The sequence below is a fragment of the uncultured Microbacterium sp. genome (assembly GCF_963528945.1).
Taxonomy (GTDB): domain Bacteria; phylum Actinomycetota; class Actinomycetes; order Actinomycetales; family Microbacteriaceae; genus Microbacterium.
Window position 1 is genome coordinate 335,667 of sequence record NZ_CAURWX010000004.1, and the last position, 13,856, is coordinate 349,522.

Consider the following 13,856-nt stretch of genomic DNA (forward strand, 5'->3'; position numbering starts at 1 on the left):
GCGTTGCGCCCGCCGCACGATCACTCGACCGGAGCCGTCACCGGAGCCGTCACCGGGGCGACGGTCGGCGAGGCCGGGGCGACGATCGGGATCGCCGACGTGATGACGGGAACGGATGCCGACAGCACCGTGCCGTCCTCGCGACGCGCATCCGCGAACTTCCGCAGCGACGGGCGCCCGGGGATGATCGGCCCCTGGCCGGCCAGCGGCGCGATGACCTCTTGGCCGGCCTCGGCGATGTACGCCGTGCCGCGAACGGTGAACGAGACGGGGGCGCCCGAACGCACCCGCAGGCGCAGCTCGTCGGCGGTCACCGTCACGGTGACCTCGGATCCCTTCCACTGCAGCGGGAACGACAGCGACGGCCAGGCCGCCGGCAGACGCGGATCGAAGCTCAGCTCGCCCTCGTAGTCGCGCATACCGCCGAAGCCGCACACGAGCGCCGTCCACACGCCGCCGGCCGAGGCGACGTGCACGCCGTCGGCGGCGTTGTTGTGCAGGTCGTGGAGGTCGACGAAGATCGACTCCTCGAAGTACTCCAGCGCGAGGTCCTGGTACCCGACCTCGGCCGCGAGGATCGACTGCACGACCGCCGACAGGGTCGAGTCGCCCGTGGTCAGCGGGTCGTAGTAGTCGAAGTCGGCGCGCTTCTCCTCGAACGAGAAGTGGTTGCCCTGCAGGAACAGCGCCAGCACGACGTCGGCCTGCTTGAGCACCTGGAACCGGTAGATCACCAGCGGGTGGAAGTGCAGCAGCAGCGGACGCTGCGAGTCGGGCGTGTGCGCCAGATCCCACACCTCGCGCTCGAGGAACAGCGAGTCCTGGGGGTGGATGCCGAGGTTCTCGCTGTACGGGATGAACATGCAGTCGGCGGCCCGCTCCCAGGCCTCCGCCTCACCCTCGCCCAGACCGGTGCGGTCGACGAGGTCGCGGTAGTCGTCGGGGTACGTCTCGCGGATCTCGCGCACGACCTCGGCGGCGAAGCGCAGGTTGTAGCGCGCCATCACGTTCGTGTACAGGTTGTCGTTCACGACGGTCGTGTACTCGTCCGGACCGGTCACACCGTGGATGTGGAAGGTCTGGATGCCGTCGGCCGCCGCCGCGTCCTCGACGGTCTGCGCCGAGCGCCAGAAGCCGAGCGTCGCCCACAGGCGCGCCGTCTCGACCGCGATGTCGGCGCCCTCGCGGCGCAGGAACTCGGTGTCGCCCGTCGCACCCACGTACTTGCCGAGCGCGAAGCTCACGTCGGCGTTGATGTGGTACTGCGCGGTGCCGGCGGCGTAGTACGCCGACGCCTCCTCGCCGTTGATCGTGCGCCACGGGAACAGTGCTCCCGCCTCGTTTAGCTGCCCGGCCCGTCGGCGCGCCGCCGGGAGCATGAGCACGCGGGCGCGCAGGGCGTTCCTCGCCCACTGCGGCGAGGTGTAGGCGAGGAACGGGAGCACGTAGATCTCGGTGTCCCAGAAGTAGTGGCCGCTGTACCCCGAGCCGGAGACGCCCTTCGCGGCGACGCCGGTGCCGTCGGCGCGGGCCGCCGCCTGCGCGAGCTGGAACAGGCACCAGCGGGTCGCCTGCTGCAGGTCGTCCCGCCCGCCGATCTGCACGTCGCTGCGGGCCCAGAACGCGTCGAGCCAGTCGCGCTGACGCTGGAACTGCGTCTCGACGCCCTCGACGGCGGCGCGGTCGAGCGAGCGGCGGCAGCGGTCGACGAGTTCGCGCGGGGGCACGCCGCGCGAGGTGTGGTAGCTCACGAGCTTGGTGAGCGTGATGGGCACACCGGCCTTGGCCTGCACGCGGAAGACGTTCTTCGCGATGTCGGACTCGACCAGCGCTCGGGCGCTGAACTCGTTCTCGGTGTCGATGACGTGATCGGCCACCACGGCCACGGTCATGCCCGACGCGGCGACGCGGTACGAGAGCGCGGAGCGCAGTCCGTCCTGCCAGTGCTCCGCCGGCTCGAGCACGCGGTCGGCGATGCGCTCGGCCTTCCGCGGGTCAAAGCCCGACTTCTGGGCGGCGACGGGCGTGCCGGCGTAGACCCCTGCACCGTCCTGCCGGTTGAGGATCTGGCAGCTGATCGTCACGGGCGCGTCGGAGTTCTCGACCACGACCTCGAGCCGGAGGATCGCGAGATGCCGCTCCTCGAAGCTGACGATCCGCTCGTCTCGCATGCGCACGCGCTTGCCCGACGGGGTCTCCCACACCACGACGCGCTCGAGCACGCCGGTCTGGAAGTCGAGCGTGCGGCGGTACTCGCGCACGTCGGCATCGTCGAACGAGATCGGCTCGTCGTCGACGTACACCCGCATGACCTTGGCATCCGGGGCGTTGACGATGGTCTGACCGACCTCGGCGAAGCCGTACGCCTGTTCGGCGTGCCGGATGGGCCACGTCTCGTGCAGGCCGTTGATGAAGGTGCCGTGCTCGTGGGCGCCGCGGCCCTCGATGTGGTTGCCGCGCAGGCCGAGGTAGCCGTTGCCGACCGAGAACAGGGTCTCGCCGACTCCTTCTTCGGAGTAGCGCGTCTCGACGAGACGCCAGGGGTCGACGGGGAAGCGGTCGGGGTCGATCATGCGGTCTCCGGAGCAGCGGTCGGGATGAGGGACAGGAACTGGTCGAGGTCGTCGACGACCTCCGTCGCGCCGGCGGCGCGGAGGGCGTCGGCGCCCGTGCCGCGGTCGACGCCGATGACGTGCGCGTAGCCGGCGGCGGCGGCGGATGCCGCGCCCGAGGTCGCGTCCTCGAACGCGACGCTGAGCGACGGGTCGACGCCGAGGGCCTCGGCGCCCGCGCGGAACATGTCGGGTGCGGGCTTGGAAGCCAGGCCCTCGCGTTCGGCGACGACACCGTCGACGACCACGCGGAAGAAGGAGCGGAGACCGGCGGCGGCCAGCACCTCCTCGGCGTTCTTCGAGCTGGAGACGACACCGAGCGGCACACCGGCGTCATGCAGGCGCTGCACCACGGCGAGCGAGCCGGGGTACGGGGCGATGCCGTCCCGGCGCAGCTCCGCGGCGAAGGCGTCGTTCTTGCGGTTGCCGATGCCGCAGATCGTGTCGGCGGAGGGCGGGTCGTCGACCTCGCCCCACGGGATCTCGACGTTACGGCTGTGCAGCAGGCTCGCGACCCCGTCGTAGCGCTTCTTGCCGTCGACGTAGTCGAAGTAGTCGGCATCGGTGTAGGCGGGGGTGATGTCCCACTCGGCGAACACCTGGTCGAAGACCGCCTTCCACGCGCGCATGTGCACCTCGGCGGTCGGCGTGAGCACGCCGTCGAGGTCGAAGAGCACACCCTCTGCGGCGAGCAGATCGGGCAGGTTTTCCGGCACAGAGACCTCCAGGGAGAAGGGCGAGGGTTTCGGCACTCCTCCGTGCCACCATGACAGCGTAGTGGGGAGGGCGATCCAGGATAACCCCCGCGCCCGAGGTGTCTGCCGAAGTGTCCGCGGAGGTGTCCTCAGAGCAGGCCGGCGGTCTGCCGCGCGATCTGCAATTCCTCGTTCGTCGGTACCACGAGCACCGTGACGGCGGAGGCATCCGTGGAGATCGTCCGGATGCCGCGCGCACGGGTCTCGTTGCGCTGCGGGTCGATCTCGACCCCGGCGAAGCCGAGGGTCGCCATGGCCTCGGCGCGCACCCGGGCGGCGTTCTCGCCGACGCCCGCGGTGAAGGAGATGACGTCGACTCCCCCGAGCTGTGCGATGTACGCACCCGCGTACGCGCGCAGACGGTGCACGTACACGTCGAAGGCGAGCACGGCGTCCTCCTCGCCGGCCTCGGCGCCCGCGAGGACGTCGCGCATGTCGCTGCGGCCGGCGAGACCCTTGAGCCCGCTGCGCGTGTTGAGCAGGGCGTCGAGGTCGTTGATCGACAGCCCGGCGCGGCGCGACAGGTGCACGAGTGCCGCCGGATCGAGGTCGCCCGAGCGGGTGCCCATGACGAGACCCTCCAGAGGGGTGAGGCCCATCGAGGTCTCGACCGAGCGGCCACCGTCGATGGCCGTGACCGACGCGCCGTTGCCGAGGTGGAAGACGAGCTGCTTCAGCTCGGCCAGGTCGCGGCCGAGGTGCGCGGCGGCCGCCTCGCTGACGAACTGATGGCTCGTGCCGTGGAAGCCGTAGCGGCGCACGCGGTGCTGACGGGCGAGCTCGGCGTCGATCGCGTACGTGTACGCGGCCGGCGGCAGCGTCTGATGGAAGGCGGTGTCGAAGACGGCGACGTGCGGCACACCGCGGAACACGGCCTTCGCGGCGAGGATGCCGGCGAGGTTCGCCGGGTTGTGCAGCGGCGCGAGCACCGCCAGCTCCTCGATCTGCCGTTCGACGTCGGCGTCGATGAGGGTCGGGGCGTAGAACCGTGCCCCGCCGTGCACGACGCGGTGGCCGACGGCCACGGGCGGATGCTCCGCCAGCGACGGCCCGTGCTCGGCGAACTGCTCGAGCATCACCGCGAAGGCCGCGTGGTGGTCGGGGATGGAGCGTTCGTCGTCGTAAGTCGCGTCGAGCATCGTGGGCGCGGCATCCGTCGTGGGCGCCGGGCGCACGGTGTGCGAGGCCGCCCCCACCTCTTGCCCGATGCGCTCGATGAGGCCCGCGGCCAGCTCGTGCTCGCTCTCGATGTCGAGCAGGCTGTACTTCAGCGACGACGAGCCGCTGTTGATGACGAGGATCGCGCTCACGCGTCGCCTCCCTGGGCCTGGATCGCGGTGATCGCGACCGTGTTGACGATGTCGTCGACGAGCGCGCCGCGCGACAGGTCGTTGATCGGCTTGTTCAATCCCTGCAGCACGGGGCCGATCGCGACGGCACCCGCCGAACGCTGCACCGCCTTGTACGTGTTGTTGCCGGTGTTGAGGTCGGGGAAGACGAACACCGTCGCGCGCCCCGCGACGGCCGAGTCGGGCAGCTTCGTGCGCGCGACCGCCGCGTCCGCCGCGGCGTCGTACTGGATGGGCCCCTCGACCGGCAGCTCGGGCGCGCGCTCGCGCACCAGGGCCGTGGCCTCCCGCACCTTGTCGACGTCGGCCCCCGAGCCCGACTCACCGGTCGAGTACGACAGCATCGCCACCCGCGGATCGATGCCGAACTGCCGTGCGGTGGCCGCCGACGAGACGGCGATGTCGGCGAGCTGCGTGCTCGTCGGATCGGGGATCACGGCGCAGTCGCCGTAGACGAGCACCCGGTCGGCGAGCGCCATGAGGAAGACGCTCGACACCACCTCCACCCCCGGCTTCGTCTTGATGATCTCGAACGACGGGCGGATGGTGTGCGCCGTGGTGTGCGCGGCGCCCGACACCATGCCGTCGGCGAGGCCGAGGTGCACCATCATCGTGCCGAAGTACGACACGTCGGTGACGGTGTCGGCGGCCTGGGCGAGTGTGATGCCCTTGTGCGCGCGCAGCCGCGCGTACTCGGCGGCGAAGCGCTCGACATGCGCGGGGTCGGTCGGACTGATGACCTCGGCGGCGGTGATGTCGACGCCGAGTTCGGCGGCGCGCGAGCGCACGGCCTGCTCGTCGCCGAGGATGACGAGGTCGGCGACCTCGCGCGCCAGCAGAGTCGCCGCGGCCCGCAGGATGCGGTCGTCGTCGCCCTCGGGCAGCACGATGCGGCGGCGGTCGGCGCGGGCCCGCTCGATCAGCCCGTACTCGAACATGAGCGGGGTGACGACGCGGGACTCGGCGAGACCGACCTGTCGCACGAGCTCGCCGAGGTCGACGTGCTCCTGGAAGAGTCCGAGCGCCCGGTCGTAGCGGCCGCGTGCGTCGGCCGACAGGCGGCCGCGTGCGCCCATGACCCGCACCGCCGTGTCGTAGGTGCCGAGGTCGGTGGCGATGATCGGCACACCGGAGGCGAACCCGTCGAGCAGTTGCACGATGGGCTCGGGCAGCGGGAACGGCCCATTGAGGATGATTCCGCTCACCCGCGGGAAGGTGCCGGATGCGTCGGCGAGCAGCGTCGCGAGCAGCACCTCGGTGCGATCGGCGGGGATGACCACCACCGACTCCTCGGTGATGCGCGGCAGCACGTTCACCATCGACATGCCGGCGACGACGATCGACAGCGCTTCCCGACCGAGACGCGCCTCGTCGCCCTTGAGCAGACGTCCGTCGACGGCGGCGAGGATGCCGCGGATCGACGGGGCCACGAGGGTGCGGTCCTCGGGCAGCGCCCAGACGGGCGTGCCCTTCTCGGGGCGGATGCCGCGCACGGCGTCGACGATGGGTCCGAGTTCGTCCGGATCGGCGCGGTTGACGATCACGGCGAACAGCTCGGCGCGCTCCTGGTCGAGCTCGGCGAGCGCGAGGGCGGCGATCTGCCCCACGGCGGCGGGGGTGCGGGCGGTCGTCGTGCCCAGCTGCTCGGCGGCGCGCTGCTGATCGCGCCCGCTGAGCACGAGCAGCACGGGGGCGGCGAGGTTGGCGGCGATGCGGGCGTTGACGCCCAGCTCGGCGGGACTGGCGACGTCGGTGTAGTCGCTGCCGATGATGACCACGGCGTCGCACTGCGCCTCGACCGCTTTGAAGCGGGCGACGATGGTCGCCAGGGCGCGCTCGGGGTCGTGGCGCACGTCGTCGTAGGTCACGCCGATGCAGTCGTCGTAGTCGAGGTGCACCCCGTCGTGGGCCAGCAGCAGTTCGAGGATCTCGTCGCGCTCCGTCACCGACCGCGCGATGGGACGGAACACCCCGACCCGCGGCGTGACGCGCATGAGCGCGTCGAGCACGCCCAGGGCGATGGTCGACTTCCCGGTATGGCCTTCGGCCGAGGTGATGTAGATGCTCCGCGCCACGGCTCCAGCCTAGGCGCACGATCCTCGGGGCGGCCTGGAAAGCGGCCGGGGATATGGGGCGCTCAGCATCCGTCCGTCGAGGACAGCGCGTCGACCACGGCGGCCGCGTCGTCGGCGTATCGCGTGTAGTAGTCGGAGTCGAGGTTGATCTGCACCCGGTGGATCGCGAGCGAGGGGTCGAGGTCGGGCCAGCCGGGCACCCGCGCGAGCCGTTCGTAGAAGAGCCTCGCCGACGTCGCCGGGTCCATGCGCTGCTCGACGCTGCCCCACCACTCCTGCTGCTGGAAGAGCCCGATGCTCGTGGTGCGCGAGCCGTCGGGGTTGGTGAACCCGCTCGTCTCCCAGTCGCCGTAGTCGATGTTGCGGAGGCTGCTCTCGCCCATCGCGGTCATCACGCCGAGGATCTGCCCGCGCCGGTCGAAGCCCAGGGCGGATGCCGTCGACATGATCGTCGCGGCGTTCTCGAGCTGCTCCCCCTGCCACCCGGCCACGCCCGCGTCAGGGAAGGTGCGCGGGTCGTCGCGGCAGATCGCGAGCGGCCGCTCCGCCCCGAGACCGAGGGGCACGAGCGCCGCGACGCCGGCGACCAGCGCGACCACGAGGGCGGTGATTCCGATGCGGCGCAGCACGAGCATCCGCCGCTTCCGCTGCGCGGCCCGAACGCGCGCGCTGACCGGCCGGCGGCGCGAGGCGCCCTTCTTCCGCCCCGGTCGGCGGGTGCCGGTGCGGCGACCGGCCGTCGCTCGCGACGACGACCGGCGCCGGGGAGCGGATGCCCGGGGCCGCCGTGCCGTCATGGTCGCGGGCTCCGACGCCGGCCGACCACCGCGGCGAGCGCGCCGCCCACCGCCCCGAACAGGTGCGCCTGCCACGAGATGCCCTCGCGCACGCCGATGACCCCGGCGAGCATGCTGCCGCCGTAGAGCGCGACGACCACGAGCGCGACGACCGCATACAGCACGCGGTGCGATACGCGGCCCGGCACGAACACGCGTGCGACGACGTACGCGAAGTATCCGAACACCAGCCCCGAGGCCCCCACCGTCAGCGTTCCGGGCGTGTTCACGAGCCACGCACCCAGCCCGCTGACGACCGCGACGATGCCGGTGACCGCCCAGAACCGGCGCGCGCCCTCGACCGCCACGAGGCAGCCGAGAACGACGAGCGGAATCGAGTTCGCGAGGAGGTGGCCCCAGCCGGCGTGCAGCAGCGGGGCGAGCACGATGCCGCCGAGACCCTGCACATCCCAGGAGCGGATGCCGAACACCGAGAACGACCCGGGCAGCACGGCATCGGCGAGCTGTACGACCCAGAGCACCGCGAGCAGCAGCACGGGCGACGCGAAACGGCCGAGGGCCGGGCGGCGGGGCGGAGCGGCGGGCGTGGTCACGTCACGATCCTGGCAGGGCGGCCCCGGAGGAGCCTGAAAAAGAATAATGACCCTCCGCGCACCCAGCAGAGCCCGGTTACCCTTGCTGCGTTTCCGCCCTGGGGGAATTGGCCTGGATGCCGCCACGCGGAGAGCCGTCGAACAGTCTAGCCGATGATGCGGGCGGGCTTTCGCACCCGGTGGGTGCGCGGCGCATCACGCGGGTTCTCCACGGATGGGAACCTGCCAGCCTTCCCGCCACCGCGGCGGGTTACGATCGTGTCACGCGCACCGCTGCGCCGACGCGAGAGGGAACGCATGCCAGAGAACGCCCCCCTGATCTCGGCGGAGGAATTCGCCGCCCGGACCTCGGCGATCCGCGCCTCGGTCGGCGGCGTGATCGACGGGAAGCCCGACGCCGTGCGGAGCGCCCTCATCTGCCTGCTCGCCGAGGGGCACCTGCTCATCGAGGACGTGCCGGGGGTCGGCAAGACGATGCTGGCTCGGGCTCTCGCGGCGAGCGTCGACGCGACGGTGCGACGCATCCAGTTCACGCCCGATCTGCTGCCCGGCGACGTGACGGGCGTGTCGGTGTACAACCCGGTCGACCGGGAGTTCGAGTTCAAGCGGGGCGCGATCTTCGCGCACATCGTGATCGCCGACGAGATCAACCGCTCCTCCCCCAAGACGCAGTCGGCGCTCCTCGAGGCGATGGAGGAGCGCCAGGTCACGGTCGACGGCTCGACGCATCCGCTCCCCGAGCCGTTCCTGGTGGTCGCCACCCAGAACCCGCTCGAGATGGAGGGCACCTACGCTCTCCCCGAGGCGCAGCGCGACCGGTTCATGATGCGCATCTCGATGGGCTATCCCGACGCGGCGGCCGAAGCGCTGATGATCCGGCAGCGCGACATCGTGAACCCTCTCGCGGCGGTCTCCCCCGTCGCGGATGCGGCGCTCATCGCCGAGCTCATCGCCTGGGCGCGTGCGGTGCACGTGGCACCCGCGATCGAGGAGTACACGGTCGCCCTGGCCCAGGCCACCCGCACCGACCCGAACCTGCACCTCGGTGCGAGTCCGCGCGCCACGCTGCAGCTGATCCGAGCCGCCAAGGTCGGCGCGGCGCTCGACGGGCGCGACTTCGTCATCCCCGACGACGTGTCGTCGCTGCTCATCCCGGTGTTCGCCCACCGTCTCCTGCCGGCGCGCGGCGCCCACCGCTCTGGCGCGCAGCCCGTCGAGACCGCGCTCGCCCAGATTGCCGAGCGGGTGCGCGTGCCCGTCGCGAGCCGGGTCTGATCCGGGACCGCCGATGCGTCGCCGCCGACTCCTCACCCCGCGCGGAGCGGGCTGCCTCGTCGCGGCGGTGTGCCTGGCGATCGGTGCGAACCTCGTCGCGTCGTCGATCCTGCTGTACCTCGCGGCGTTCTTCGCCCTCCTGCCCCTGCTCGCGCTGATCGCCGTGCGTGTGCCCCGGCGCTCCGGCACGGTGGCGCGGCAGATCTCGACCGATCTGCTCACGGTCTCGCAGACGTCGCTCGTGACCGTGCGGTTCGCGTTGCGGTCGCTGCGGGTGCCGCGCGCGCTCTGGCACGATGTGCTGCCCGATGCGGTGCGCGGCGATGCGGGCGGCGAGTACCCTCCGGCCTCCGGCCGTCTGGAGTACCGCATCACGGGCGTGCGCCGCGGCGTGTGGGCGATCGGTCCGCTCATGCTCCGTACCGTCGATCCCTTCGGCCTCGCACAGCGCGAACAGGAGTTCGGCGAGACCCGCACGGTGACCGTCGTCCCCGAGGTGCAGACGCTCGCGCCGCTGACCGCCCGGGTCGGTGCGGCGGGCGGTACCGCCCACACCTCGGCGACGCGGATGGGCCAAGGTGCCGACAACCTGTCGCCGCGCTTCTACGTGCCCGGCGATTCGATGCGACGGATCCACTGGCGCGCGACGGCCCACCGCGGGCAGCTCATGGTGCGCCAGGAAGAGGAGGAGTCGAGCCCCGATGCGATCGTCGTGCTCGACCGCAGCAGCGCGCGCTGGGCGGCTCCGACCGATCACGCCGACCCGGCGTTCGAAGCCGCCGTCTCGATGTGCGCGTCGGCGGCGGTGCACCTGGCCGACGAGGGGTACGGGGTCGACGTGATCGACAGCGCGGGACAGGTGCTCGGCGTGCTGCGCGGTCACGAGGACGACCGCGACGGGATGCTCGCCACCCTCGCCCTCGTGACTCCGCGCGGCGCATCGCGCGACGTGGCGACGCTCGTCGGCGGCACGCCCCCCGGCCCCCTCGTGTACGTGACGGGCCGACTCGGCGCCGACGACGCCGCGGCCCTCCGCACCGCCGGCGCCGCGGCCCCTCTGCTGCTCGCGACCGACCCCGACCCCGAGGCGCTGACTGCGGCGTCGCGCAACGGATGGTCGGCGGCGCCGCTCGGAGACGATCTGGCAGCGGCATGGGCAGAGGCCGTGCCCGAGCGGCTGGGGGCGACGGATGTTCCGCGCTGAGACTTCGGCGCGTCCGACCCGCGTCCGCAGCCGCTCGACCGTCGCGTGGCATTCCGACGAGCTGCCGACCCCGACGGTCTGGGCCCCGGCGCTCCTCGCCGTGGCGGCCGGCATCGTCGCGATGTGGCCCTACACGTCGGTGATCCGCCCCGGCGAGTGGTCGTTGCTCGCACTGGTCGTGATCGTGGCGGTCGCCGTCAGCGGGATGATCTCGCGGCTGCTCCTGCGCCGCCGGTCGCCCGGGGTCGCGGCGTCGGTCTCGCTGGTCGTGCAGCTGCTCGTCGCGACGGCGGTGGTCACGCACCACGTGTCGGCGCAGACCGCGGTGTTCGGCGTGATCCCGACGGGCGACACGATCACCGTGTTCGCGCAGCGCGGCGCCACCGCGATCGAGGAGATCACCTTCGGAGCCGCTCCCCTCAAGGCGACAGCGGCCCTCGCGGCCGTGCTCGGTGCCGCGTTCGCCGCGGTCGCGATCGCCCTCGATCAGCTGATCGCCCAGCGCATCGCCGTGCTGCCCCTCGTACTGACCGGGGTGGTGGGGGCCGTGCCGATGATCGTCACGCTCGGCGACGCGAACCTGGTCTGGTTCGTGCTCTTCGCGGTTCTCGCGATCGTGCTGCTGCTGTGGACCGGCCGCCGGCATCCGCTCTCGCCCCGACGCTCGTCCGCCGCGGTCGCGACCGGACTCGGCGCCGCCGCCGTCGCGCTCACCCTGATCATCACCCCCGCGCTCCCGCTCGGCGCCGGCCTCGCGGGGAACGGCCCCGGCATCACCGTCGACGCCTCGCTGCGGCTGGGCGACGACCTGCGCCAGCCGAACCCGGTCGAGGTGCTCACGGTCGCCGCGACCGGCGACTCCGCGCCGTACCTGCGCCTCACCACCCTCTCGCGCTTCGACGGCAGCGTCTGGCAACCCGATCGCGGCGACCTGCAGGCGCAGTCCGAGGGCTTCGGCGATGCCGAATGGGGCGACGACATCGCGGTCGCGACGACGAACACCTCTATCCGCGTCCTGCGCATGTCGAGCAGCTGGCTGCCCGTGCCGTACCCGGCGACCGGGGTGCAGGGGCTCCCCCGCGCCTGGCGCGTGATGCCGGACAACCGCACGATCGTCTCGCGCAACACCGACGCGGTCGGCGCCGACTACACCGTGTCATCGGTGCGGGTGACCCCGACGCTCGAGCAGGTGCGCGCGCTCGATGCCGCACCGCCGGTCGATGACCCCGAGACGTCCGATGTCGAGGTGCCCGAGATCGTGGGCGATCTCGCCCGTGAGGTGACGGCGGACGCCACGACCGACTACGACCGCCTCATCGCGCTGCAGGAGTGGTTCCGCACCGAGTTCACATATTCGCTCGACACCCCGGTCGACGAGGGCTTCGACGGCACGGGCGCCGAGGCGGTCGCGCAGTTCCTCGACGTGCGCTCGGGCTACTGCGTGCACTTCGCGGGGTCGTTCGCGCTGATGGCCGAGAGCCTCGGCATGCAGACGCGCATCGTCGTGGGCTACCTGCCCGGCACCCGCACGAACGAGAAGCGCGGCGACGAGACGATCTTCTCGGTGACGAGCGACCGTCTGCATTCCTGGCCCGAGGTGCTGTTCCCCGGCATCGGCTGGATTCCCTTCGAACCCACCGCCTCCCTCGGGGTCCCGACCGAGTTCCGCGCGGCGACGGTCGAGGGCGGCGGCTCGGGAAGCCCGACCGCGCCGACCCAGACCACGGCTCCGCAGGAGGAGCAGACCGCCGCACCCGAGACCGAGCGCGACGACGTCGGCGGCGGCACCGCGGCATCCGCCGATGACCGCACGCTCGATCCGACGCCGATCCTCGCCGTCGTGCTGGGCGCCGTGGTCGTCGTGCTGCTGCCGTCCCTCATCCGTTCCCTGGTGCGGGCGGGTCGCCTCCGGCGCGCGCGTCGCGGCGATGCCGAGGCGGCATGGACCGAGTTGCGCGACGCGCTCGTCGACCTTCGACTGCCGGTGTCGGATGCCGACAGCCCGCGCATGCGCGGCGCCGAGCTGGTGCGGGAACGACACGTCGACGCCGACGCGATGCGTGCGCTCGTCCGGGCGATCGAGCAGTCGGCGTACGCCCGGTCGCACGCCGGCGACGGCACGGATCTCGCCGCGCCGTTGCGCAAGGTGCTGTCGGCCCTGCACCGCAGCGTCGACGCGCCGTCGCGGCTGCGTGCCGTGCTCGTGCCCCGGTCGCTGTTCGCGGCGCGGACGCCCGAGACCGTCGCGGTCGACTGAACGCGCGCCGTCAGGCGGCGTGTGCCGTGCAGGGCACCGCGTCGCACGTCGCGCACACGACGAACTGCGTCCGGCACGACGGGTCGGGGCAGTTGGCCGTGCGCTTCGTGGGCGCACCGCACCCGACGCACTCCCCGATGACAGCCGTGTGGTCGGAGAAGTCGACCGAGCCGCGGCCGTCGAACACGTAGAGCGAACCGTCCCACAGCCCGTCGTCGCCGTACTTCTCGCCGTACCGCACGATGCCGCCCTCGAGCTGGTAGACCTCGCCGAACCCGCGCGACGTCATGAGGCTCGACAGCACCTCGCACCGGATGCCCCCGGTGCAGTATGTGACGACCGGCTTTCCCTTGAGGTCGTCGTACACGCCGGAATCGAGGAGCTGCACGAAGTCGCGCGTCGTCTCGGTGTCGGGCACGACCGCGCCGCGGAACCGGCCGATCTGCGCCTCGAGGGCGTTGCGGCCGTCGAAGAACACCACGTCGTCTCCGCGCTCCGCGACGAGCGCGTGCAGCGCCTCGGGACTCAGCCGCGTGCCCCCGCCGACTACACCGGCCTCGTCGACGCGCAGCTCGCCCGGCGCACCGAACGACACGATCTCGTCGCGCACCTTGACGCTGAGCTTCGGGAAGTCGAGGCTGCGGCCGTCGGCGTCGAGCGCCGTGCCCTCGCTCCACTTGATGTCGGCGTCGCGGAACGGCGCGTACGACCGGAACGACCGCACCCACTTCTTCACCTGCGGCAGATCGCCACCGAGCGTGCCGTTGATGCCGTCCTTCGAGATGAGCAGCCGGCCGCGCAGACCGAGGGCCTCGCCGATGTCGCGTTGCCACACGCGGATCGCCTCGGGGTCGGCGAGCGGGGTGAAGGCGTAGAACAGGACGATCTTCGGGGTTGCCACCTCCCGATGGTACGCCGGGTCACGGAGCACGGCGGGCA

The 13,856-nt window shown here is 72.0% G+C and carries 10 protein-coding genes and 1 other RNA gene; 3 read left to right on the forward strand and 8 right to left on the reverse strand.

Annotation, left to right across the window (positions count from 1 at the left end; translation table 11 throughout):
• Positions 1–20: 20 nt before the first annotated feature.
• From RWS82_RS14260 to ffs, 7 genes are all read right to left on the reverse strand, one after another.
• Entirely contained in the window at positions 21–2,573 is a 2,553-nt protein-coding gene (locus tag RWS82_RS14260) for a glycosyl hydrolase family 65 protein (protein WP_314651378.1), read from the reverse strand.
• Positions 2,570–3,328 (reverse strand): beta-phosphoglucomutase family hydrolase, encoded by a 759-nt coding sequence (locus RWS82_RS14265; protein ID WP_314651380.1) that lies wholly within the window; start codon positions 3,326–3,328, stop codon positions 2,570–2,572. Before RWS82_RS14265 ends, RWS82_RS14260 begins: the two co-directional genes overlap by 4 nt.
• A gap of 128 nt (positions 3,329–3,456) precedes the next feature.
• Entirely contained in the window at positions 3,457–4,677 is a 1,221-nt protein-coding gene (locus RWS82_RS14270) for an acetate kinase (protein ID WP_314651382.1), read from the reverse strand.
• Positions 4,674–6,791, reverse strand: coding sequence for a phosphate acetyltransferase (pta, locus tag RWS82_RS14275; protein ID WP_314651384.1), 2,118 nt, complete (start codon positions 6,789–6,791; stop codon positions 4,674–4,676). Before pta ends, RWS82_RS14270 begins: the two co-directional genes overlap by 4 nt.
• Positions 6,792–6,853: 62 nt before the next feature.
• Positions 6,854–7,588, reverse strand: coding sequence for a hypothetical protein (locus RWS82_RS14280; RefSeq protein WP_314651387.1), 735 nt, complete (start codon positions 7,586–7,588; stop codon positions 6,854–6,856).
• Positions 7,585–8,181, reverse strand: a complete 597-nt coding sequence (locus RWS82_RS14285) for a rhomboid family intramembrane serine protease (protein ID WP_314651389.1) — start codon at positions 8,179–8,181, stop codon at positions 7,585–7,587. Before RWS82_RS14285 ends, RWS82_RS14280 begins: the two co-directional genes overlap by 4 nt.
• Before the next feature lie 42 nt (positions 8,182–8,223).
• An RNA gene (gene ffs / locus RWS82_RS14290) (signal recognition particle sRNA small type) lies at positions 8,224–8,320 on the reverse strand.
• A 158-nt stretch (positions 8,321–8,478) separates the two neighbouring features.
• Here ffs and RWS82_RS14295 point away from each other — a divergent pair.
• The 3 genes from RWS82_RS14295 to RWS82_RS14305 are packed head-to-tail and all read left to right on the forward strand — an operon-like array spanning position 8,479 to position 12,917.
• Positions 8,479–9,456: a MoxR family ATPase gene (locus RWS82_RS14295; RefSeq protein WP_314651392.1), complete on the forward strand. Its 978-nt coding sequence runs from the start codon at positions 8,479–8,481 to the stop codon at positions 9,454–9,456.
• A gap of 13 nt (positions 9,457–9,469) precedes the next feature.
• On the forward strand, positions 9,470–10,660 hold the full coding sequence (locus RWS82_RS14300) for a DUF58 domain-containing protein (RefSeq protein ID WP_314651394.1): 1,191 nt from the start codon (positions 9,470–9,472) through the stop codon (positions 10,658–10,660).
• Complete coding sequence (locus RWS82_RS14305; RefSeq protein WP_314651396.1) at positions 10,647–12,917, forward strand: DUF3488 and transglutaminase-like domain-containing protein; 2,271 nt, start codon at positions 10,647–10,649, stop codon at positions 12,915–12,917. Before RWS82_RS14300 ends, RWS82_RS14305 begins: the two co-directional genes overlap by 14 nt.
• A gap of 10 nt (positions 12,918–12,927) precedes the next feature.
• On the opposite strand, the gene RWS82_RS14310 is transcribed toward RWS82_RS14305, so the two are convergent.
• A complete protein-coding gene (locus tag RWS82_RS14310) occupies positions 12,928–13,818 on the reverse strand; it encodes a rhodanese-related sulfurtransferase (RefSeq protein ID WP_314651399.1) in 891 nt (296 codons plus the stop codon).
• Between the last annotated feature and the right edge of the window lie 38 nt (positions 13,819–13,856).

Coding starts and splice junctions, on each gene's coding strand:
- RWS82_RS14260 (WP_314651378.1), bottom strand. CDS start 2,573: ATGATCGACCCCGACCGCTTCCCCGTCGACCCCTGGCGTCTCGTCGAG.
- RWS82_RS14295 (WP_314651392.1), top strand. CDS start 8,479: ATGCCAGAGAACGCCCCCCTGATCTCGGCGGAGGAATTCGCCGCCCGG.
- RWS82_RS14300 (WP_314651394.1), top strand. CDS start 9,470: ATGCGTCGCCGCCGACTCCTCACCCCGCGCGGAGCGGGCTGCCTCGTC.
- RWS82_RS14305 (WP_314651396.1), top strand. CDS start 10,647: ATGTTCCGCGCTGAGACTTCGGCGCGTCCGACCCGCGTCCGCAGCCGC.
- RWS82_RS14280 (WP_314651387.1), bottom strand. CDS start 7,588: ATGACGGCACGGCGGCCCCGGGCATCCGCTCCCCGGCGCCGGTCGTCG.